Genomic DNA, 21297 nt, shown 5'->3' with positions numbered 1-21297 from the left:
ATGCAAAATATTTTATTCATTGATCGTGATGGCACATTGATTGATGAGCCAAAAACAGATTTTCAAATTGATTCATTAGAGAAATTAATTTTTGAACCTAAAGTCATCCCTGCTCTGCTCGCTTTACAAACAGCAGGTTATCGCTTTGTTATGGTGAGTAATCAAGATGGTTTGGGAACAGAATCCTATCCTCATGCTGATTTTGATCTACCTCACAATAAAATGATGGAACATTTCAAATTGCAAGGCATCACTTTTGATGATGTATTGATTTGTCCACATTTTGAGAGCCAAAATTGTGATTGTCGTAAACCAAAATTAGGTTTGGTTCAGCGCTATTTGGATGAAAAACTATTTGATCCTAATCATAGCTATGTGATTGGTGATCGTGAAACGGATGTCACTTTAGCGAAAAACATGGGCATTCCAGCACTTCAATACCATCCTGAGAAGTTGGACTGGGATTTGATTGTGGAAAAATTAATGCCACAGAAGCAAAACATCAGTTATGAACCTCGCACAGGTTATATTGAGCGCAGCACTAAAGAAACGGACATCAAAGTTTCTGTCTCTTTAGATGAAACAGGCGCTAATACAATCAATACAGGTTTGCCATTTTTTGATCATATGTTGGATCAAATTGCCACACATGGTGGTTTTAAAATGACTGTGGATGTCAAAGGTGATATTGAGATTGATGATCATCACACAGTAGAAGATACAGCCATTGCTTTAGGAGAAGCATTACGTGCAGCATTGGGTGATAAACGCGGCATTGCACGTTTTGGCTTCGTTTTGCCAATGGATGAATGCAAAGCTTTTTGTACTTTAGATCTTTCTGGCCGCCCTCATTTAGAGTTCGATGCAAAATTTAAACGCGATATGATTGGAACTTTTAGCACAGAAATGGTAGAACATTTCTTCAAGTCTTTAGTTTATTCTTTACGTTGTACGCTGCATTTAAAAGTGAAAGGGAAAAATACCCATCACAAAATTGAATCTCTGTTTAAGGTGTTTGGCAGAACACTTCGCCAAGCGATTAAAGTTGAAGGTACTGAGTTACCAAGTTCTAAAGGGCTACTATGATAATAATTCCTGCGTTAGATTTAATGAATGGTCAAATTGTAAGATTGCAACAAGGTGATTACGATAAACAAACCAAGTTCACCGCATCTCCCATTGAACAATTTGAAGAATATGTATCACAAGGTGCAAAATATCTTCATCTCGTGGATTTAGATGGCGCAAAAGATCCCGCACAACGCCAATTATTCACCATTAAACATATCGTAGAAGGCGTGAAAGCCCCCATCCAAGTGGGCGGTGGCATTCGCACTATAGAAGATGTACAAAAACTATTAGACATTGGTGTTGAGCGCGTTGTTGTTGGCTCTACGGCTATCCAAAATCCTGAAGAAGTTAAATCTTGGTTTCAAGAGTTTGGTGCAGATAGTTTCGTATTAGCCTTAGATACTCGCATTGAAAATGGCAAAAAGCTCATCGCCATCAGCGGTTGGCTAGAAACAACAGATCAAACCATTGAAGATGTTATAGAAAATTTCCAAGAAGTTGGCTTACAACATGTGCTTTGCACAGATATTTCTAAAGATGGCATGCTTCAAGGCTCCAATGTCAAATTGTATAAAGAGCTCGTGAAAAAATATCCTGACATCAATTTCCAAGCATCTGGTGGCATTGGTGGCTTAAAAGATTTGGAAACATTGAGCAAATCAGATGTTTACGGTGTCATTGTTGGCCGAGCTTTACTAGAAAATAAATTCACAACCAAGGAGGCAATCGCATGCTTGCAAAAATAGTCGCATGCCTAGATGTAAAAGATGGTGTTGTTGTTAAAGGTACTCAATTTAAAGATCATGAAATCATGGGTGATATTGTTGAATTAGCCAAACGCTACAACAAAGAAGGCGCCGATGAAATTGTGATTTATGACATTGCAGCCTCTACAAGAGATGCTTTGGTGGATAAATCTTGGATTCGTAATGTTGCGGATGTGATCAATGTGCCTCTTTGCGTCGCAGGTGGCATTAAATCTATCGAAGATGCGGAAATTGTATTTGCCAATGGTGCACAAAAAGTTTCTATTAATTCCCCTGCTCTCGCCAATCCTGATTTGATCAATCAGTTATCAGAAAAATTTGGCAAAGAGAAAATCGTTGTGGGCATCGATTCATATTTCGATGAAGCTAAAAATGATTACTTTGTCTATGCTTTAACTGGTGATCCCAACAAAACTAAAGCGACACAATGGCGTACAGAAGATTGGATTCGTGAAGTAGAACAACGTGGCGCAGGTGAAGTTGTCCTCAATATGATGAATCAAGATGGGGTTCGTGAAGGCTATGATTTAGTCCAATTGAAAAAAATGGCGAGTGTGACAACACTTCCTATTGTAGCTTCGGGTGGCGCAGGTGTTGCAGAACACTTTTTAGAAGCTTACACGATTGGTGATGCACAGGGCACATTGGGAGCTTCTGCATTCCACAAACAATTAGTACACATTGGTGAATTAAAAGAGTTTTTAAGAACTCATGGTGTCGAGGTGCTCAATGCCTAAAGAATTTTCAAAACTCATTGATCACGTTGATTGGAATAAGGTTTCTGGCCAATTACCTGTCATCATTCAAAACTATAAAACATCTGAAGTTTTGATGTTTGGTGTAATGACCAAAGAAGCCTTGCAAAAAACATTGGATGAAAATATTGTCACCTTCTTTTCCCGTACAAAACAGCGCTTATGGACAAAAGGTGAAACTTCTGGCGATTATTTAACAGCCGTTGATTACGCTTTAGATTGTGATCTCGATACTTTACTGATCACGGTCATTCCTAAAGGTAACACTTGTCATTTAGGCACAAAAAGTTGTTTTAGTCGTATTTCTTCTGATTTGCCTTGGGTTTTCTTCAGTGAACTTGAAGAGATGCTTGATAAACGGAAAGATGCAGATCCAGAAACCTCTTACACTGCTTCTTTATACGCTGTTGGTAAAAAGAGAATCGCTCAAAAAGTTGGTGAAGAAGGCGTTGAAGTTGCTTTGGCAGCCATGGCGGAAGATAAGGAAGAAATCCTCAATGAAGTCGCCGATCTTCTCTATCACACAACAATATTATTGCATGACCAAGACTTAGCTTGGGGTGGCGTATTGGAAGTTTTGAAACAACGCCATAAAAAATAATCCAACGTTTTGTTTTATCTTCTCATCAAAGAACCCCGCTGAAGGTATAACTCAGCGGGGTTTTTATTCAATACTAAAAAGTACTAATGAGATCTCTCCCTTCGGGAGAGATCTGTAATATTTTTCAAATAATGACTATACATTAAATCTAAAATGCATAACATCGCCATCTTGTACGATGTATTCTTTACCTTCTAAACGCATTTTACCTTTTTCTTTCGCGCCAGCTTCGCCTTTCAATGCAACATAATCATCATAAGCAATCACTTCTGCACGAATAAAGCCTTTTTCAAAATCTGTATGAATCACGCCAGCTGCTTGTGGTGCTGTTGAACCTTTTTTAATCGTCCAAGCACGTACTTCTTTCACACCAGCCGTAAAATAAGTCTCTAAGTTCAACAATGAATAACCTGCACGAATCACGCGATTCAAACCTGGTTCATCAAAGCCCATTTCAGATAAGAAATCTTCTTTATCTTCATCATCCAACTCAGCGATCTCTGACTCAATTGCCGCACAAATTGGCACAACAAACGAACCTTCTGCTGCTGCGTATTCTTCAACTTTTGCTAATAATGGATTATTTTCAAAACCATCTTCATTCACATTGGCAATATACATGACAGGTTTAATCGTCAAAAATTGCAATTCGCGAATCAACAATTTTTCATCTTCATCCAATCTCAATGAACGCACACTTTTGCCTTCATCCAATACTGGAATGATTTTTTTCAACACAGCCACTTGTGCTTGTGCATCTTTGTTACCACTTTTTGCAATTTTTTCTACACGATGTAAAAATTTTTCAGCAGATGCTAAATCCGCCAATGCTAATTCAGTATTGATCACTTCAATGTCATCAATCGGATCAATTTTGCCTGATACATGAATGATGTCATCATTTTCAAAACAACGCACAACATGCGCAATCGCATCTGTTTCACGAATATTTGCTAAAAATTGATTACCTAAACCTTCACCTTGTGATGCACCTTTAACAAGGCCAGCAATATCCACAAAGTCTACAAATGTTTGTTGTACTCTTTCAGGCTTAACAATATCAACCAATGGTTGAATGCGTTGATCTGGAACATTCACACGACCAACATTTGGCTCGATTGTACAGAATGGATAGTTTGCAGCATCGATCCCTGCATTGGTGAGCGCATTAAAAAGTGTTGATTTACCAACATTAGGAAGCCCTACAATACCACACTGAATTGCCATAAATTATTCCTTTAAGTTACTTCTTACGATGTAATTCGTTCATGACTGGCTCAAAATCACCAGCAACCATAGAAGATAAGTATCGTCTTGCATCCCAAATGGAATCATCCATTAATTTTTGATCTGCGCCCGATGCTTTCTTTAACACATAGTTCGCGACTAACTTCGCATCGCCAGGATGGCCAACGCCAACACGCAAACGATTAAAGTTATTAGAACCCAAACAAGATACAATACTTTTTAAGCCATTATGCCCGCCATGTCCACCACCTTGTTTTACTTTTACAACACCAGGTGGCAAATCCAACTCATCATGAACCACTAAAATTTCTTCTGGTAAAATTTTATAAAAGTGTGCCAAAGCCAAAACGGATTCACCACTTTTGTTCATGTATGTTTCTGGTTTCAATAAATAGACTTTTCGACCATCTTGTATTAATTCGCCCACTTGTCCTTTAAATTTACTTTGATAAGACAAAGGAGAGCTTGCTATCTCGTCAATAAACCAAAAACCCGCATTGTGGCGGGTTTCGATATATTCGGGACCAGGATTACCCAGCCCGACAATTAATTTTAGCGCCGTCATTGACTATTACGCTTCTTCTGTAGCCTCTGCTGCAGCTTCAGTTTCTTCAGCTACGCGTGGAGCTACGATACCAGCTACTTGATCTTCAGCATGAGTTAAGATTTCAACGCCTTTTGGTGCTTTGATGTCAGCTACAGTGATGTGTGCGCCAACTTCTAAAGCTGCAATGTCAACTTCGATTGCGTGTGGCAAATCTTTTGGTAAACATTCAACTTCAACTGCTGTTAAAGCGTGAGTTAAGATACCACCAGCTTTTACGCCAGCTGCAGTTTCAGCATTCAACAACACAACAGGTACTGCTGATGTTAATTTTTCACCAGCTTTAACACGCAAGAAGTCCAAGTGAGTGATCAATGGTTTGAATGGGTGACGTTGTACATCACGCACGATTGCGCTTTCAGCTTTGCCATCGATTTCAACAGTTACGATGCTTGAATAAACATCTTCATGACGGAATTGTGTCAAAACTTCGTTGTGGTTCAAAGTGATGCTTACTGCATCTTTGTCTGCACCATAAACTACTGCTGGGATTAAACCTTCACGACGTAGGCGGCGGCTCGCTCCTTTCCCCATGTCCTTGCGAAGAGATCCTTTAAATACGAATTCACTCATTTGTTACTCCAAATAAAATTTTAGTTATAAAAAGTTTTCGACCGCGACCAGCCAAAAACACAAGCGCCATATTATAGCAATTTAATTACTCACTGCAATCTCTAATTTCGTGATTTTTGTGCCTTTTTTTACTTCTTTTCCACGCTTACCGCGCTCATCCACAAACAACTGCCAATCATGCGGTTTCAAAGTCACTTTCGAGCGACCGAAATAGAGATTAATCACATCTTCAGCACCAATCATATACAAACCAACCAATGCATCTTCTTGGTTTTTAAATGCAGCACCAGGAATACCAATGATCTGATTACCTTTACCTTTCGCCAATTCAGGCAATGCAGATAATTCAGTCACCAATAATCGCCCCTTTTCAGTATAAGCAACCAGATAAGGCTTATGCTCTATATCTACTTTTTGTGGCTCGAACATTTTAGCATCGCCTACATTCACAATCGCTTTACCAGCTTTTTGACGACTCAATAATTCGCTATAAGTCACAATAAAACCATAGCCATTATTCGCAGCCAATAAATATTTGCTCTCTTCCTGATCGCACAAAAGATAATTGATATGCGTAGATGCTGACAATGTGAATCGCCCGCTCAATGCTTCGCCCATAGTTCTTGCTGATGGCAATGTATGCGCGGCCAAACTATATGCACGGCCATCATTATCAAAAAATACAGCCTGTTGATTATTGCGACCTAAAATAGAGCAGAGATATTCATCGCCTGTGCGGTAATTCAACTGTGTCGGATCAATTTCGTGCCCTTTTGCCGCACGAACCCAACCCATTTTGGATAAAACAACTGTAATTGGTTCATTGGATACCAATTCAATTTCATCAATCGCCTCTGCTTGTGCGCGCTCAATCACTTTTGTTCTTCTCACATCGCCATGAGTTTTTTGATCTTCTTTGATCTCTTTTTTAATCAATGCTTTTAATTTTGCAGGTTCATTCAACAATTGCATCAATTCATCACGTTTCTGCTGCAATTCATCTTCTTCAGCCTGAAGTTTCATCTCTTCCAGCTTTGCCAAATGGCGCAATTTAGTTTCCAAAATTGCATTGGCTTGAATTTCAGTGAGATTGAATGTGCTCATCAACAGCTCTTTTGGCTCATCTTCAAAACGAATGATGCGAATCACTTCATCGAGATTCAAATAAGCCACCATCAATGCTTCTAAAATATGCAAGCGTGCTTCTACTTTGCTCAATTGATGCGTTAAACGGCGCGTCACGGTTTCCGTTCTGAATTGAATCCATTCTGTGAGAATTTGATGCAAATTTTTAACTTGTGGACGATTATCCAAGCCGATCATATTCAAATTCACACGCACAGATTTTTCTAAATCTGTCGTTGCAAATAAGTGATCCATTACGCGCTCATGCTCTACGCGATTAGATTTTGGGATCAACACAATGCGCACAGGATTTTCATAATCTGATTCATCGCGAATGTCGTCAATCATCGGTAATTTTTTAGATTGAATTTGATTTGCGATATCAATCTGAATCTTTTCACCTGAAATCTGATACGGCAATTCTGTGATCACAATGTTGCCATTCTCAATGAAATATTTTGCACGCAAACGAATCGATCCCGTGCCTTGTGTATACAGCTTCACGAGTTCTTCTTTTGTATTAACGATTTCACCGCCTGTTGGGAAATCTGGTGCTGGCACATATTGCATCAATGCTTCTAAGGTTAAATTCGGCTGATCAATCAACGCACATGTTGCATCTGCAACTTCCGTTAAATTATGTGGCGGAATATCCGTCGCCATACCAACCGCAATCCCTGTACCGCCATTCAATAAAATATTGGGCAATCTTGCAGGCAATCTCACAGGCTCATCCAATGAACCATCAAAGTTTGGCTGCCAATCCACAGTCGCTTCATTGGTTTCTTTCAATAAAACTTCCGCATATTTAGACAGTTTAGATTCTGTATAACGCATCGCAGCAAACGATTTAGGATTATCCAACGAACCAAAGTTTCCCTGTCCATCCACTAATGGATAACGATAAGAGAACGGCTGAGCCATCAAAACCAATGCTTCATAACATGCGCTATCACCATGCGGATGATATTTACCGATCACATCGCCCACTGTTCTGGCGGATTTTTTATGTTTAGAGACTGCGGACAGACCCAATTCACTCATCGCATAGATAATGCGGCGTTGAACAGGCTTTAGGCCATCGCCAACATGTGGCAAGGCGCGATCCATAATCACATACATGGAATAGTTTAGATAAGCTTCTTCAGCAAACTCCGCCATTGGGCGAACTTCAAAATTCTGTTGCATAAATTGCGTCATAGTTCATTATTTCTAAAAAATAGAAATCCCATTCTGCTACAAAACAGAATGGGATTCTCATAATCGTTCATTTAAAATACAAATTGTGGTTTATCTTCAAAACCGTTTAAACGCTCCAATTCGATCTCGAATCTTGAATCTTTACGGATTTCGCTCAATTGATTAATAAATACTGTGCCACTTGTGACCGTTTGATCTTGCTGACCAATGAAAGCCAGTAAACGACCACCAGTTTTTAAAGCATCTAACAATTTTTGTGGTGCTTCTAAAACTGAACCTGTCATGATGATGACATCATAACTATTTTTCTCTACTGTAAAATCTTTTACATCTGCTGTGATCAATGTCACATTATCGATATTCAGTTGATCAATATTTTTTTGTGCCGTTGCCGTGTAATCAGGATTAATATCAATCGCCGTGACTTTTTCACCCAAATGCGCAGCCAATGCTGCTAAAAATCCGCTGCCTGAACCAATCACCAATACATTATCTGTTGATTCGATTTCGACTTCCTGCAAAATTCTGCCTTCCATCGCTGGCGTTAACATCTGATCTTTACCGCCTAATGGTAATCTCAGTTCTGAAAAAGCCAATGTTTTGTGCTCCTCCGCTACAAAATCATCACGATTGATAACATCAAATGCGTTTAATACTCTTTGATTCAATACATTCCATGGACGAATTTGCTGCTCTATCATATTAAAACGCATATGATCTTTATTATTCATCGTCATAATCACGCCTTCCTCTTAATGGGTAAATTAATCTAATTTCTTTAATTATCAGTAGAGTTGTTGAATGAAAACTCTTTACGCTCTACAATAACTGTCGCCTTTGCTTGGGTTATTCTATAGGAAAATCATCATGTTTGAAAATCTCGCGTTACACTCATTTGATCCTGAACTCTTTGAAGCTGTAAAAAAGGAAGGACAACGTCAAGAAGATCATGTTGAATTGATCGCATCTGAAAACTATTGTTCTCCATTAGTTATGGAGTTACAAGGTTCTATGTTAACTAACAAATATGCTGAAGGTTATCCAAATAAGCGCTACTACGGTGGCTGTGAATTTGTTGATATCGCGGAAAGCTTAGCCATCGAACGCGCTAAAAAATTATTTGGTGCTGATTATGCAAACGTACAACCTCATTCAGGTTCACAAGCGAATGGTGCTGTTTATTTAGCATTGGTTGAACCAGGTGATACAGTTTTAGGTATGAGCTTGGATCACGGCGGTCACTTGACTCATGGTGCTAAAGTTAACTTCTCTGGCCGCACATACAAAGCTGTTCAATACGGCGTGAATGAAGATGGCTTAATCGATTATGATGAAGTTGAAAAATTAGCAATTGAACACAAGCCAAAAATGATTGTTGCAGGTTTCTCTGCTTACTCACAATTATTAGATTTCAAACGTTTCCGTGAAATCGCTGACAAAGTAGGCGCATATTTATTCGTAGATATGGCTCACGTTGCAGGTTTAGTTGCTGCTGGTTTATATCCTAACCCAATGGAATATGCTGACGTTGTAACAACAACAACGCACAAAACATTGCGTGGCCCTCGTGGCGGTATCATTTTAGCTAAAGCAAATCCTGATTTAGAGAAAAAATTGAACTCAGCAATCTTCCCAGGCATTCAAGGTGGCCCTTTAATGCACGTGATCGCAGCTAAAGCTGTGGCACTTTTGGAAGCAATGCAACCTGAGTTTGTTGAATACCAAACACAAGTTTTAAAGAATGCTAAAGCAATGGTTAAAGTATTCCAATCACGTGGTTTTGATATCGTTTCTAACGGTACAGAAGATCACTTGTTCTTGGTAAGCTTAGTTAAACATGGCATTACTGGTAAAGCTGCGGACGCTGCATTAGGCAAAGCAAATATCACAGTGAACAAAAATACTGTACCAAATGATCCACAATCTCCATTTGTAACTTCAGGTATCCGTGTTGGTACGCCAGCAATCACAACTCGTGGTTTCAAAGAAGGCGAGTCTGAATTATTGGCTAACTGGATGTGTGATGTGATGGAAAACTTGGATGACGAAGCATTGGCTACACGCGTTGCTGAAAACGTAACTGCATTGTGCCGTAAATTCCCTGTTTACAAAAAATAATTCATTATTTTGTAATCACTGAATAACGAAGCCCTAAAAATTTATTTTTAGGGCTTTTTCATAACTATAATTTCTCTAAAATATTATGACTATCACAACTTTCATTTTTCTTAGCTTACCATTTTTAATCTTACTAGCTCTTCTTGTTTATCTAGGTTACAAACTATATAAACAATATGATGAAATGGATTCTGAACAAAGAATTTGGTCAGATACATTTATAATTGGTGTAGGAATATTATTTATTATCTCGTACGCCATGACTTTCTATATATTTGAAACGCCATTATCTGCTGAAAGAATCAATCGCCTTAGATTATTGCTACAAATTATTCCTATCATCATGGGTGGCTGTGCTTTAATTATTGCCTTTCTTAACTTCAAAAGGAAAGCTTTTAATTTCAATGAAGAAGGATTAGGAAATCTTAGTTATTTTTCAGGGCTTAATCATCATAACAGCGATCATAGCTTTACTATTATGAATCTAAAGGACAAACCTATTGTCATATTTAATATTGTAATTAAGCTACATAATATTTCTATAAGTTTACCTTACAACTATCCTTTAACTATCAATGGTTACCATGCTGAACGTCTAAATATGCCTTATATTGATAAATTTATTTCTCATGCCAACAATGGGTATTTTGATGTGGTGACAAACGAAAAACTTCCTTTTGCTGAACCCAACTTATTTTCTGGTAATCAAATAGTTAAGGCACTTGCCTATGAGGAATTTACTGTTTATGCAGAAACAAATATCCGACAAAAATACATCAAAGTAACCAAACAAAATTTTGATTCAATTCCTGATAGCCAAATACATATAGAAGAAATTGATATTATTCATGATATTGAAAATCAGGATAAAATTTGGCGAGATGAATACTATGATTTATTAAACAATCTTCCATTATCAAGGCAAGGTAATAATTTCAAATTATAAAATAATGATCTAAAATACTCCGATCATAATTCACTCTGAATCTAAAGGCAGACTATGAAAAAGGAACAACTCTTATTAATCGTTGGTGCGATTTTATTAGTGATTGGTGTTGTGTTAAGCATGACAAATGGTGGAGCTGATAATGCAGCAATCGCCTAGCAAGCAACTAATGCACGAGAAGCAGCACTAGCAATCACTGCTAATCCAATCAATCCTTTTTTCATTGCTTTCTCTTTAATCTATAAATTTATAGCTGATCAAAACCTTTAAGCGGAGGGACTTTCTGACACTTCACATAAGGGTCATATTTTATAGTTCCATCTTGATACTTTTCCTTACCATTTTCCAAAAAAGCCTTACGAATTAATACGCCATTTTCATCCCATTTTTGACACCAACCATTAGCATATCCAAAATTATCAAATACAATTTCGGCATATTTCTGACCAGACTCATACCAATAAGTTGCAATACCTTGTATAAATCGATCTTTATAGTTGGCTTCAAAATATTTTTTGCCTGATTTGTACCAATAAATTGTCTTTTGTTGTTTAGCTTGATACCTATCTTTAAAATATTTGTACTGGAGTTCACCTGTTGGATAATATCCAAGAACAACTGTTAAATCTAAATCAGGATCAAAGAATACTTCATACTTAAGAGTCCCATCTTCACGCCAACTTTTTCTGTACTCTTTTTCAGGCAACTGACTGTTTTTATATGACTCTTCACGTTTATTACCATTGATATACCACTGAGTGTTATGTTCACCAAATGATCGATTCTCATCAGTGCGATCATATTGAGAAATTGCATTAATTGTGTGCTGTGAATTATCAAAATAATCTTTTCTCTCACCCACTAAAAAGCCATTTCTGTAAGAAGCTTCACTTGAAATTAAACCATTTTTATACCAGAGAATATATTTCCCTTCTTTTCTTCCTTCAAGAAGTGCATATTCCTCTTTTTTCTCACCAGTATCATAATGCGTTACAATCTTTTCAATTTTACCTTCGCCTTTAGCAATGCGTTCTAACCGAGCCTCTTCTTCTAATTTACGATTAATGGCATCTTGTCTATTTTCTTCTATCATTTTTCTAATACTTTGATTACGCTCTTGCAATAAACGAGCATATTCACGTTTTTGATAATCTTGATACTGCGAATATCCAAAATATCCACCACCTAACACAGTGATAATTGCTAATCCTACCAATCCTTTCTTCATTGCTTTCTCTTCTATTGATCGTAATTTAATCGACATTTAGCTTTTTATCATAAAAAAAATTTATAGCTACTATACTATAACATTGAGCCATTTTGACAGGATGAATCATGCAACATTTTAAAAAACTCATTGGAGAAATCAGAACCGCACAACAAAGAGATATAGAATTTTGTGCAATCTTAAATAATATTTATCACCGCTATCATTTAATCAATGATCTATTTGGTGAACAATATGATCGCCATACAGAATACGCTTTTAAAATGATGCCGTTCCTTTTACCTGTTAGAAATAAACTCCAACCTTTATTAAACACAGGTGTATTTTCTGTACGACAAAAACAACTGATCTCAGAAGTATTACGCGCTTTACACAGCCCAGAATATGATGGTGAATCACCTGAAATCAGAATTCATGGCATTTGCGCACTCCATTTTTGGATGGGCATTTTTAATATCGATAAAGGTTGGTATTTGTGTGATTTCAAAACTACGTTTAAATCTTTGACTAAAGACGATGATGGTGTAAGCTTTCTACCATATGATGCTTCTCAGAAAAAAATCAATGCAGCACAGCCATTTGTCAATCCAAATAAAAAAGATGAAAATTTTGAGGCACTCATCGTCTATTTGAATCAAGCTATCGAATATATTTTGAAAGAAGCATAAATTTTCTAAATATTCAAAGGTCAATTATGAAAAAAGAAAAACTAATTTCATATTAAAAATCACAAAAAATATAGTTAGCCAGACCGCAACTTATCCGCATAACTAATGCTATAGTAATCAGCATAATTAGAATATGTTTGTTAGGTTGCCCTATGATCTTCTTTACTACTTTAACTTCTGTTTCCGTCATGGGCGCCATGATGTTAGTTGGCGTATTGTTGCGCCGTGCCTATGGTTTAACCATAGAATCTCAGCGCTTAGTTGTCGCTTTAATCGTCAATATCGGCTTACCTTCCATCGTTTTATCGAGTGTATTCAATACACACTTAGATTCTGAATTGATGCAGCAAATCCTCACCATGTTTGTTTTATCAGTCATATTAAATACGCTCGGCATTATTGTTGTTCGTTATATCGCCTTGAAACGATTTAAAACCGAAGACAAAAAAGCAAGTGAAATTGCCATCACTGCGACATTAGGCAATACAGCTTTTATCGGCATTCCACTGTGTTATGTTTTATTAGGTGCGCAAGGTGCATTACTTGCTGCAATCTTTGATGCAGGTTTAGACTTTGTGATTTGGACTGTTTGTGTCTTTCTATTACAGCGAGATAAAGGCTTTCGCCTGCGTAATCTTGCAGCCATGATCAACATTCCATTAATGGCAATTGTGATCGCTTTAACATTGGGTGCAATACAATTTGAAGCTCACGAAATATTAAAACAATTAACCAAATCACTGGCTGCCATTGCTAGCCCATTGGGCATGATTTATATCGGCTTATTGATTCCTGACTTATGGAAAGTAATTAACAAGATTGATTTAAAAAGCGTGACTTTGGGCGTATGTTTCAAAATCATCATTTTTCCATTGATGGCATTTTTACTGATTATTTTACTGCCGATTGATTCATTAGTCACAAAAGTGATCTTGATCCAAGCCACAATGCCAACTTTTACATTGGCATCCGTGCTATTTCAACGCTACAACGCAGACATTAACTTTAGCATCGCCATGACATTAATTTCCGTCATGGCATCCTTAATCACCATTCCTTGTATGCTCTATTTGTTACATTTAATTGGTGTTGGACTCTAAAGATTACTCTGTCATGCTAAAAAGGATGGCGCAGCTTAACAGTAGCGCCGTAGATAAATTCAACCTGACCATCGGCACCAATAAATTACCCACAAATTTATCCTCGATGCTTAATTCATAAACTTGTCTTAAATATAATGGAATCAATACTAAAAAAATCCATAATGCAGACAAAGGAAGATAACTCACAACAAAGATAATTAAAACGCCCAGAGATGTTAAAAGTAAACTGATCTGATAAGATTTCGCCCACGATAAACCCATCATCACAACCAATGTACGCTTCCCTGCCTTTTCATCCTGTTCGTGATCCCGCATATTATTAATATTCAAAACGCCCATGGATAGAAATCCACTGGAAATCGCAGGCAAAATTAACCAAGCACCCAGCTCATTCGTTTGCAGATAATAACTTCCCATAATGCCCACAAAACCAAAAAACATTAAAACAGATAAATCACCTAAGCCAATGTAACCATAAGGCTTTTTACCAACAGTGTATGTCACAGCGGCGACAATGGATAAAAATCCTAAACCAATGAAGAAATATAACTGTTCGTAACTTGTGGTGGAAACCAGTAATAACCATAAACCTGAAACAACAGACACACAAATTGTTAAACACAATACAAGACGCAATTGATTCAACGTAATCACACCATGATGAATACCACGCAATGGCCCTAACCGCTCACATGTATCTGTCTGTTTAGAAAAATCGCCATAATCATTAGCCACATTAGAAGTAATCTGTAGAAGCACTGCTGTTAATAAGGTTAAAAGAAATACTTTAAAGCTGAATTGGCCTTGCCAATAAGCCAATGCATTGGCGATTAAAATAGTTGCAACAGCTAATGGTAATGTTTGTAATCTAAAGCTGCTCAACCATGCGTGATAGTATTGACGTCTATTCATTATTTTTTCTCAATTTCCATCGATGACTTATTTATACATGGATTTTCCCATGTTATCTATATTATTGATAAAAAAGCCAATACCTAAAATTAGGTATTGGCTTGAGATAATATATTCAAAATAACAGCAACTATTAATCAACTCATTAACTTATGTAGTAGTTTTTTAGAAATACCTGTGAATTCTAACAACCCATCATAATAACTACCATCAATGATGAAATGGTTAATATCTAATATTTTTAATACAGATGAAATTAATTCAACCTGAGTACAACCAACGGCATTGGCATCCTCAGCGGTAATAAATTTAGGAAACTCTGAACGCAAAAAACTCATACTTGCAGAAACAAATAATGGTGGAATACCAATGCGAGCATGCACTCGTCCAATGTTCCATAAAGATTTTATATAATCTTCGTTAAATTCCATAGAAAACAACTCTTGCATCCACTGAATATGTGTAGTTTTTAATCCCTCAACCCTTCCTTCTAAATAAACTGCAGTGATGTGGTTATTTTCTAGCTGAGCATAAAATTTATCAGTTAACTCAGGTAATTTAGGCTCAATCAAAGGACTCAATTTATGTAAACGATCTATATCTTTGTGTGTGAATTGATTCACATCCAATAGTACATCCAACTCCGCATGCATGATCCCAAAACTATTCTTAATCGACACAATATCTCCCCTTTAATAATATCTATTATTTTTATTTCATTATTTTATGATTAATGATAATTCAGGACTATCAATTCAATTAACCAATATTTTCCATAGCATTATAAAAACATAAACCATTAATAATTATTATTCAACAATAATCAGTGAAAATAATATAATAAAAGAGCTAATATTACTTATTAACTCTTTATCCATAATTTAAAACATACGATAATTTATTTTAACTCATCAATCTTTGTAACAATTTCTTAGAAATCCCTGTGACTTCCAATAAGCGATCATTATAACTGCTGTCTATCACAAACTGATTAATGTCCAACATTTTCAAAACCGAAGCGGTTAACGCGGCTTTTGTGCTCCCCAATTCCGTGGCCATTTCATCCGTGATGATATTAGGTATTTCTGAACGTAAAAAACTCATACTTGAAGCGACAAATAAAGGTGCAATGTGTAATTTTGCATGCACTCGGCCAATATTCCATAAAAATGCGACATACTCTTCATTGAATTCTCTGGAGAAAAGATCCTTCATCCATTGTAAATGCGTCGCTTTTAATGCTTCCAAACGGCCCTCCAGAAATACAGCAGTTGTTTCATTATTTTGTAATTGAACATAAAAAAGCTCTGTCAAAGCGGGTAATTTAGGTTCAATGATTGGCTTTAATAAACGTAATTTATCAATATCTGCCTGCGTAAAATTATTAATATCTAATAAAACATCTAGATCTTCATTGGTAATACCAAAATTATTCTTAATTGTCACAGTTGATTCCTATAATTTCTAATAATAACTTATAAATATTTCATGTAATTTGCATCACATAATCTAAATTTTGATTATCTCAACTTGTAGCACTGATCATCATCATAGATTATTTTAATCAAACTACTACTAGCAACTATAGTACAAAGATTGCTGAATTAATATGCTACCCTCATAAATTTCATAAAATTTTTCTTTTCAATTCAATTCTTTATTTATTTTAACTCATCAATCTTTGTAACAATTTCTTAGAAATCCCTGTAACTTCCAATAGGCGATCATTATAACTGCTGTCTATCACAAACTGATTAATGTCCAACATTTTCAAAACCGAAGCGGTTAACGCTGCTTTTGTGCTCCCCAATTCTGTGGCCATTTCATCCGTGATGATATTAGGTATTTCTGAACGTAAAAAACTCATACTTGAAGCGACAAATAAAGGTGCAATGTGTAATTTTGCATGCACTCGACCAATATTCCATAAAAATGCGACATACTCTTCATTAAATTCTCTGGAGAAAAGATCTTTCATCCATTGTAAATGCGTCGCTTTTAATGCCTCCAAACGGCCTCCAGAAATACAGCAGTTGTTTCATTATTTTGTAATTGAACATAAAAAAGCTCTGTCAAAGCGGGTAATTTAGGTTCAATGACTAGCTTTAATAAACGTAATTTATCAATATCTGCCTGCGTAAAATTATTAATATCTAATAAAACATCTAGATCTTCATTGGTAATACCAAAATTATTCTTCACAACCACGTTTAACACCCGCATAAAAATTAAAATTTATTTCAATAATTCAATGAGATAAAATAAATATTACCTTCATCAAATCCCATATAAATTTTAAATATGGATCGTGACAAATTTATGACAGACTTTCATTTAATGAATAAAAATTTAAAGATATTGATGTAAAAGCAAGATATAGATATATTTTTTCAATTAATTTCATCCCTGACTATCATATTTAAAAAAAGTCTGTATAATCCACAGGCTTCATCGAATTCTAGGGTCTACTGCATATTATTCTATATTTGCCTCACTCTCGCGCGCTATCGTCGCCACGTAGTATTCCATGAACACTCCTTTATTAATTCTTTAAGGTGCCTCAATTGAATTTGAGGTAGATATATTATTTATGCTTTTTTCAGACTTAGATCTAAACCCGATTTTATTAAATGCGTTAAATGAAATGGGTTATCAATCCCCTACGCCTGTGCAAGAAAAAGTTTTGCCTGTTGCGTTAAACGGTGATGACTTAATGGTGAGCAGCCAAACTGGTAGCGGTAAAACAGCAGCGTTTTTATTACCTGTATTGAACATTCTTTTAGACATTCCTTTTGAGAAAACTTCTTCTCGTAAAGGTGAGCGCCGTGGTAAAGACAACATCAAACCTAAAGCTTTGGTATTGTGTCCAACACGTGAATTAGCACAACAAGTTGCTAAAGAAGCGATTCGCTTAAAAGGTGCAGCTCGCGGTATCCGTATTTCTACAGTAGTTGGCGGCATGCCATATGGCCAACAAATTCGCGAATTAGAAAACGTAACTGTTTTAGTTGCAACGCCAGGTCGTTTATTAGACTTGTATAAGCAAAAAGTTGTGGACTTATCAGAAGTACAATTCTTTGTAGCAGATGAAGCAGATCGTATGTTAGATCTCGGCTTTGCTGAAGACTTAGAAATGATCCACAAAGCGTGTAAAAACTGCCAGCAAAACTTAATGTTCTCCGCAACATTCCCTAAAAATATCATGCGTTTAGCAGAAGAGATGATGGAAGATCCTGAGCGCATCGAACTCTCTTCACAAAACGTATTGAACACAAACATCACTCAACAAGTGAACTTTGCAGATGACAGAGATCACCAAAGAGAATTATTGATTCACTGGTTAAACCAACCGAATTTGGATCAAGCAGTTGTATTTACTTCAACACAAATTGAAAGTGAAGAAATTGCAGATATGTTGGAAGATGCTGACTATTCAGTAACTTACTTGCATGGTGGTATTCCACAAAAAGTCCGCAACCGTCGTTTAGAATCATTACGCAAAGGCCGCACTAAAATTTTAGTGGCAACAGACGTTGCAGCACGCGGTATTGATATCGCATCAATCACTCACGTTATCAACATCGGCTTACCAATGAAAGCTGAAGACTATGTTCACCGTATTGGTCGTACTGGCCGTGCTGGTCGTTCTGGTGATGCAATCAGCATTGTGAATGTGCGTGATCATCGTCGTTTACGTGATATTTCTGACTATACATCTTATAAAATCGATGTATTAACAGTGGAAAGTTTAGAACCAACTTTGGATCCTAACGATTTCAGAGAAAACAGAAACAAGAAAGGTCGTGGCCGCGGTCGTAATGGCGGTGGTAAATCTGGTGGTCGTCGCTTTGAACGCAGTGGTGGCGGTCGCGGTGATAGAAATGATCGTGGTGATCGCAAAGATCGCGATTCAAGATCAGACAAGCCAAGAAATGAACGTAAATCATCTTCTGAATTCTTCGACAAACCTAAAGGTGAAGGCCGCGATTCTCGTAGCTCAGAAAAACAACGCTTCACAGCTGAGCGCAAATCAGACAAATCAAAATTTGAGCGTTCAGAAAGAACTGATAGAACTGCTCGCTCTGATAAACCAAGAGGTGATCGTTCAGAACGCCCTACACGTTCAGATCGCCCACAAAAATCTTTTTCAAGAAGAGCACGCTCTGAATAATTAAAATTCAAGTGCCATTTAAAATTAAAAACTCGCCCATTCGGCGAGTTTTTTTCTGTATGATATATCTGCTTCATCCAATAATAATTTTAGGAGAAAACAAATGAAGAAATTAGTCAAAATCGTAGCTGTTTCTACAATTGCTTTAGGATTTGGCTTAACTGCATATGCAGAACAAAAAAATTCGCTCAATGAGTATGAAATCACTAATACAACGCAATTTACCTGTGCCCAAGAAACACTAACTGTTGATTTCTTAAATAAAAAACAAAATAACATCGCCCTTATAACATTGTCTGGTGACACAGTGCCAACTCTATTGGCAAATGTAATGGCTGCAAGTGGTGAAAAATATGTCGGTAGTATTTATGAACTATGGATTAATGGTGATAGTGCCATGTTCACTAATCTTATGATTGCCCCTGAAAATGCCGTAGAATGCCAAATTGTACCCGCAAAATAAATTAAACTAGGAGAAATCATGAATACATGGATTAAAGCTTTAGCAATCACAACTACTATTGTAGGATTAAGTGCTTGTGCAAGTAGCACTTCTTCTAATGGATTGGATCAATATAAAGAAACTTCAGTCACAACATACCAATGTGGTAATGATAAAGTGACCGCAAAATTTTTAAGCGATGAATTTAACAATATCGCTTTAGTTTCTGTCAACAATGAAGCACCTGCATTATTATCCAATTCTCTTGCCGCAAGCGGTGCAAAATACCAAGGCGGTATTTATGAATTATGGACAAAAGGTGACAATGCAACTTTTAGAAATTTATTAAAAGCACCTAATAGAAATATCCAATGTAAAACAATAAATTAATATTTTTATTAACTTATTAAAATATCCAATAAGCTATTCAATAAAAAAGGATTATATTACCATAATCCTTTTTTATATCTGCTTTGTTATGATCACTTTTGACAAATTGGGCAAAAATATGTCGATCGTTGAGCAATAGTAATTTTCTGAATTTCTACACCACAATTCACGCATTCAGCTTTATCTCTTCCATAAACAGATAAAGAATGAGCGAAATACCCATGTGTGCCATCAGGCTGTACAAAATCTTTTAATGTGGTTCCTCCTTCCCCAATCGCACGACTCAACACGGTTTTAATAGAATCCAATAATATTTTCTGTGCTTTGGGTTTTAAATCCTGTGTAGGTTTTGTTGGATGAATGCCACTCAGAAAAAGTGCCTCATTAGCATAAATATTCCCAACACCCACAACAAATCTTTGGTCCATAATAAAAGATTTAATGGGCTGTTTTCGATTTTGAATAATTTTTTTAAAATAAGCTTCATTAAATTCATCGCTCAATGGCTCTGGTGCTAATTTAGTTAAATAGTCTGGTGTTTCATCACCTCGATAAATTTGCACAAAACCAAATCGACGCGGATCATGATAACGAAGCTCTTTACCATTGGATAACTTAAAAACTATGTGATCATGTTTTTTACGCGGCTCATCAGATTCACTAATTCGTAAACTGCCCGACATACCTAAATGAATCAATAGATAAAAACCATCTGAATGCATTAATAGGTATTTTGCTCTCCTCGTAACATTTGTGATGACTTGACCTTCCATTAAAGTCAGCGCATCACTCACAGGATAACGTAGCGAACGATGATGAATATCAATCTTCTCAATGGATTGATTAATCACATATGGCATAATGCCCTGCTTAGTAATTTCAACTTCTGGTAATTCTGGCATAGCAATCCCGATTATGATGAAAACATGATAAAATTCTCTTCATTGTACTCATTATGGATAATATATGCATCACCCAATCTTACCTCTGTCTCGCATCCTCACACTAGCAGGATACGGATTATTAATGATCACATTAATTCTTGGCATTGTTCTTAAAAAAATCTACATCAATATGCCAGAAGGCTTATTACTCATTACTTTAGTTGTACCTTTACTTTTCCCATTACGAGGATTATTACAAGCTAAACGCTATACGCATGCTTGGGGTAGTTTTTTATCTTGCTGGTATTTAGTGATTGGCGTAGATGTTTGGCCTGATAATCCTGCATTATCAGCAGTCATTTTATTATGTACAACTGTATGGTTTACTGGCATGGTTTTATTTGCACGATTTTCTCCATTCGATTGGAAAGAAATTCCAAGCGAACGCTTTAAAAAATCTAAATAATTTTCACTCAGTTATAAACAATAAA

Annotated in this window: 24 protein-coding genes; 12 read left to right on the top strand and 12 right to left on the bottom strand. The window is 36.5% G+C overall.

Annotation, left to right across the window (positions count from 1 at the left end; translation table 11 throughout):
* The 4 genes from hisB to hisIE are packed head-to-tail and all read left to right on the top strand — an operon-like array spanning position 1 to position 3194.
* Positions 1–1086, top strand: a complete 1086-nt coding sequence (gene hisB / locus ACA100_RS06420) for a bifunctional histidinol-phosphatase/imidazoleglycerol-phosphate dehydratase HisB (RefSeq protein ID WP_481076889.1) — start codon at positions 1–3, stop codon at positions 1084–1086.
* Positions 1083–1817 (top strand): 1-(5-phosphoribosyl)-5-[(5-phosphoribosylamino)methylideneamino]imidazole-4-carboxamide isomerase, encoded by a 735-nt coding sequence (gene hisA, locus ACA100_RS06415; RefSeq protein WP_481076888.1) that lies wholly within the window; start codon positions 1083–1085, stop codon positions 1815–1817. The genes hisB and hisA overlap by 4 nt, the downstream gene beginning before the upstream one ends.
* On the top strand, positions 1802–2575 hold the full coding sequence (gene hisF, locus ACA100_RS06410; protein ID WP_481076887.1) for an imidazole glycerol phosphate synthase subunit HisF: 774 nt from the start codon (positions 1802–1804) through the stop codon (positions 2573–2575). The genes hisA and hisF overlap by 16 nt, the downstream gene beginning before the upstream one ends.
* Entirely contained in the window at positions 2568–3194 is a 627-nt protein-coding gene (gene hisIE, locus ACA100_RS06405; protein ID WP_481076886.1) for a bifunctional phosphoribosyl-AMP cyclohydrolase/phosphoribosyl-ATP diphosphatase HisIE, read from the top strand. The genes hisF and hisIE overlap by 8 nt, the downstream gene beginning before the upstream one ends.
* Positions 3195–3329: 135 nt before the next feature.
* Here hisIE and ychF read toward each other — a convergent pair whose 3' ends face one another.
* From ychF to ACA100_RS06380, 5 genes are all read right to left on the bottom strand, one after another.
* Positions 3330–4421, bottom strand: coding sequence for a redox-regulated ATPase YchF (gene ychF, locus ACA100_RS06400; protein ID WP_481076885.1), 1092 nt, complete (start codon positions 4419–4421; stop codon positions 3330–3332).
* A gap of 16 nt (positions 4422–4437) precedes the next feature.
* A complete protein-coding gene (pth, locus tag ACA100_RS06395) occupies positions 4438–5007 on the bottom strand; it encodes an aminoacyl-tRNA hydrolase (protein WP_481076884.1) in 570 nt (189 codons plus the stop codon).
* A 6-nt stretch (positions 5008–5013) separates the two neighbouring features.
* Positions 5014–5619 (bottom strand): 50S ribosomal protein L25/general stress protein Ctc, encoded by a 606-nt coding sequence (locus tag ACA100_RS06390; RefSeq protein ID WP_481076883.1) that lies wholly within the window; start codon positions 5617–5619, stop codon positions 5014–5016.
* Between the two features lie 81 nt (positions 5620–5700).
* Entirely contained in the window at positions 5701–7944 is a 2244-nt protein-coding gene (gene parC, locus ACA100_RS06385) for a DNA topoisomerase IV subunit A (protein WP_481076882.1), read from the bottom strand.
* 71 nt (positions 7945–8015) lie between these two features.
* Positions 8016–8681, bottom strand: coding sequence for a protein-L-isoaspartate O-methyltransferase family protein (locus ACA100_RS06380; protein ID WP_481076881.1), 666 nt, complete (start codon positions 8679–8681; stop codon positions 8016–8018).
* Positions 8682–8811: 130 nt separating this feature from the next.
* Between ACA100_RS06380 and glyA the strand changes: the two genes are divergently transcribed.
* Positions 8812–10062 (top strand): serine hydroxymethyltransferase, encoded by a 1251-nt coding sequence (glyA, locus tag ACA100_RS06375; protein ID WP_481076880.1) that lies wholly within the window; start codon positions 8812–8814, stop codon positions 10060–10062.
* A gap of 184 nt (positions 10063–10246) precedes the next feature.
* Complete coding sequence (locus ACA100_RS06370) at positions 10247–11008, top strand: hypothetical protein (protein ID WP_481076879.1); 762 nt, start codon at positions 10247–10249, stop codon at positions 11006–11008.
* A 247-nt stretch (positions 11009–11255) separates the two neighbouring features.
* On the opposite strand, the gene ACA100_RS06365 is transcribed toward ACA100_RS06370, so the two are convergent.
* Entirely contained in the window at positions 11256–12236 is a 981-nt protein-coding gene (locus tag ACA100_RS06365; protein ID WP_481076878.1) for a toxin-antitoxin system YwqK family antitoxin, read from the bottom strand.
* 107 nt (positions 12237–12343) lie between these two features.
* On the opposite strand from ACA100_RS06365, the gene ACA100_RS06360 reads away from it, so the two are divergent.
* Together ACA100_RS06360 and ACA100_RS06355 are read left to right on the top strand one after the other, a co-directional pair.
* Positions 12344–12904: a hypothetical protein gene (locus tag ACA100_RS06360; RefSeq protein WP_481076877.1), complete on the top strand. Its 561-nt coding sequence runs from the start codon at positions 12344–12346 to the stop codon at positions 12902–12904.
* Between the two features lie 152 nt (positions 12905–13056).
* A complete protein-coding gene (locus ACA100_RS06355; protein WP_481076876.1) occupies positions 13057–14004 on the top strand; it encodes an AEC family transporter in 948 nt (315 codons plus the stop codon).
* 3 nt (positions 14005–14007) lie between these two features.
* Here ACA100_RS06355 and menA read toward each other — a convergent pair whose 3' ends face one another.
* The 5 genes from menA to ACA100_RS06330 form a co-directional block, all read right to left on the bottom strand.
* Positions 14008–14919 (bottom strand): 1,4-dihydroxy-2-naphthoate octaprenyltransferase, encoded by a 912-nt coding sequence (gene menA / locus ACA100_RS06350; RefSeq protein WP_481076875.1) that lies wholly within the window; start codon positions 14917–14919, stop codon positions 14008–14010.
* A 137-nt stretch (positions 14920–15056) separates the two neighbouring features.
* Positions 15057–15599: a protoglobin domain-containing protein gene (locus ACA100_RS06345; RefSeq protein WP_481076874.1), complete on the bottom strand. Its 543-nt coding sequence runs from the start codon at positions 15597–15599 to the stop codon at positions 15057–15059.
* 223 nt (positions 15600–15822) lie between these two features.
* Positions 15823–16365: a protoglobin domain-containing protein gene (locus tag ACA100_RS06340; protein ID WP_481076873.1), complete on the bottom strand. Its 543-nt coding sequence runs from the start codon at positions 16363–16365 to the stop codon at positions 15823–15825.
* A 220-nt stretch (positions 16366–16585) separates the two neighbouring features.
* The gene (locus tag ACA100_RS06335) at positions 16586–16930 is read right to left on the bottom strand and encodes a protoglobin domain-containing protein (protein ID WP_481076872.1); all 345 of its coding nucleotides are present in this window, start codon (positions 16928–16930) and stop codon (positions 16586–16588) included.
* Positions 16918–17127, bottom strand: coding sequence for a protoglobin domain-containing protein (locus tag ACA100_RS06330; protein ID WP_481076871.1), 210 nt, complete (start codon positions 17125–17127; stop codon positions 16918–16920). Before ACA100_RS06330 ends, ACA100_RS06335 begins: the two co-directional genes overlap by 13 nt.
* A gap of 382 nt (positions 17128–17509) precedes the next feature.
* On the opposite strand from ACA100_RS06330, the gene ACA100_RS06325 reads away from it, so the two are divergent.
* The 3 genes from ACA100_RS06325 to ACA100_RS06315 all read left to right on the top strand — a co-directional run bounded on the left by ACA100_RS06325 (position 17510) and on the right by ACA100_RS06315 (position 19922).
* Entirely contained in the window at positions 17510–19090 is a 1581-nt protein-coding gene (locus ACA100_RS06325; protein WP_481076870.1) for a DEAD/DEAH box helicase, read from the top strand.
* A 103-nt stretch (positions 19091–19193) separates the two neighbouring features.
* On the top strand, positions 19194–19553 hold the full coding sequence (locus tag ACA100_RS06320) for an MliC family protein (protein WP_481076869.1): 360 nt from the start codon (positions 19194–19196) through the stop codon (positions 19551–19553).
* An 18-nt stretch (positions 19554–19571) separates the two neighbouring features.
* Positions 19572–19922, top strand: a complete 351-nt coding sequence (locus tag ACA100_RS06315; protein WP_481076868.1) for an MliC family protein — start codon at positions 19572–19574, stop codon at positions 19920–19922.
* 92 nt (positions 19923–20014) lie between these two features.
* Here the strand turns inward: ACA100_RS06315 and mutM are convergent, their stop codons facing one another.
* Positions 20015–20824, bottom strand: a complete 810-nt coding sequence (mutM, locus tag ACA100_RS06310; RefSeq protein WP_481076867.1) for a bifunctional DNA-formamidopyrimidine glycosylase/DNA-(apurinic or apyrimidinic site) lyase — start codon at positions 20822–20824, stop codon at positions 20015–20017.
* A 64-nt stretch (positions 20825–20888) separates the two neighbouring features.
* Here mutM and ACA100_RS06305 point away from each other — a divergent pair, with 64 nt between their 5' ends.
* Positions 20889–21272, top strand: a complete 384-nt coding sequence (locus tag ACA100_RS06305; RefSeq protein WP_481076866.1) for a DUF2069 domain-containing protein — start codon at positions 20889–20891, stop codon at positions 21270–21272.
* The last annotated feature ends 25 nt before the right edge of the window (positions 21273–21297 follow it).

The organism is Wohlfahrtiimonas sp. XWW7 (assembly GCF_056716055.1).
This window is presented reverse-complemented; position numbering and strand designations above follow the sequence as displayed.

What these genes read in the sequence shown, in the direction of transcription:
- ACA100_RS06320 (WP_481076869.1), top strand. Translation starts at nt 19,194, where the DNA reads ATGAAGAAATTAGTCAAAATCGTAGCTGTTTCTACAATTGCTTTAGGA.
- ACA100_RS06360 (WP_481076877.1), top strand. Translation starts at nt 12,344, where the DNA reads ATGCAACATTTTAAAAAACTCATTGGAGAAATCAGAACCGCACAACAA.
- ACA100_RS06380 (WP_481076881.1), bottom strand. Translation starts at nt 8,681, where the DNA reads ATGACGATGAATAATAAAGATCATATGCGTTTTAATATGATAGAGCAG.
- ACA100_RS06355 (WP_481076876.1), top strand. Translation starts at nt 13,057, where the DNA reads ATGATCTTCTTTACTACTTTAACTTCTGTTTCCGTCATGGGCGCCATG.
- ACA100_RS06390 (WP_481076883.1), bottom strand. Translation starts at nt 5,619, where the DNA reads ATGAGTGAATTCGTATTTAAAGGATCTCTTCGCAAGGACATGGGGAAA.
- pth (WP_481076884.1), bottom strand. Translation starts at nt 5,007, where the DNA reads ATGACGGCGCTAAAATTAATTGTCGGGCTGGGTAATCCTGGTCCCGAA.
- ACA100_RS06365 (WP_481076878.1), bottom strand. Translation starts at nt 12,236, where the DNA reads ATGAAGAAAGGATTGGTAGGATTAGCAATTATCACTGTGTTAGGTGGT.
- glyA (WP_481076880.1), top strand. Translation starts at nt 8,812, where the DNA reads ATGTTTGAAAATCTCGCGTTACACTCATTTGATCCTGAACTCTTTGAA.
- parC (WP_481076882.1), bottom strand. Translation starts at nt 7,944, where the DNA reads ATGACGCAATTTATGCAACAGAATTTTGAAGTTCGCCCAATGGCGGAG.
- mutM (WP_481076867.1), bottom strand. Translation starts at nt 20,824, where the DNA reads ATGCCAGAATTACCAGAAGTTGAAATTACTAAGCAGGGCATTATGCCA.
- menA (WP_481076875.1), bottom strand. Translation starts at nt 14,919, where the DNA reads ATGAATAGACGTCAATACTATCACGCATGGTTGAGCAGCTTTAGATTA.
- ACA100_RS06325 (WP_481076870.1), top strand. Translation starts at nt 17,510, where the DNA reads ATGCTTTTTTCAGACTTAGATCTAAACCCGATTTTATTAAATGCGTTA.
- ychF (WP_481076885.1), bottom strand. Translation starts at nt 4,421, where the DNA reads ATGGCAATTCAGTGTGGTATTGTAGGGCTTCCTAATGTTGGTAAATCA.
- hisIE (WP_481076886.1), top strand. Translation starts at nt 2,568, where the DNA reads ATGCCTAAAGAATTTTCAAAACTCATTGATCACGTTGATTGGAATAAG.
- ACA100_RS06315 (WP_481076868.1), top strand. Translation starts at nt 19,572, where the DNA reads ATGAATACATGGATTAAAGCTTTAGCAATCACAACTACTATTGTAGGA.
- ACA100_RS06370 (WP_481076879.1), top strand. Translation starts at nt 10,247, where the DNA reads ATGGATTCTGAACAAAGAATTTGGTCAGATACATTTATAATTGGTGTA.
- hisA (WP_481076888.1), top strand. Translation starts at nt 1,083, where the DNA reads ATGATAATAATTCCTGCGTTAGATTTAATGAATGGTCAAATTGTAAGA.
- hisB (WP_481076889.1), top strand. Translation starts at nt 1, where the DNA reads ATGCAAAATATTTTATTCATTGATCGTGATGGCACATTGATTGATGAG.
- hisF (WP_481076887.1), top strand. Translation starts at nt 1,802, where the DNA reads ATGCTTGCAAAAATAGTCGCATGCCTAGATGTAAAAGATGGTGTTGTT.
- ACA100_RS06305 (WP_481076866.1), top strand. Translation starts at nt 20,889, where the DNA reads ATGCATCACCCAATCTTACCTCTGTCTCGCATCCTCACACTAGCAGGA.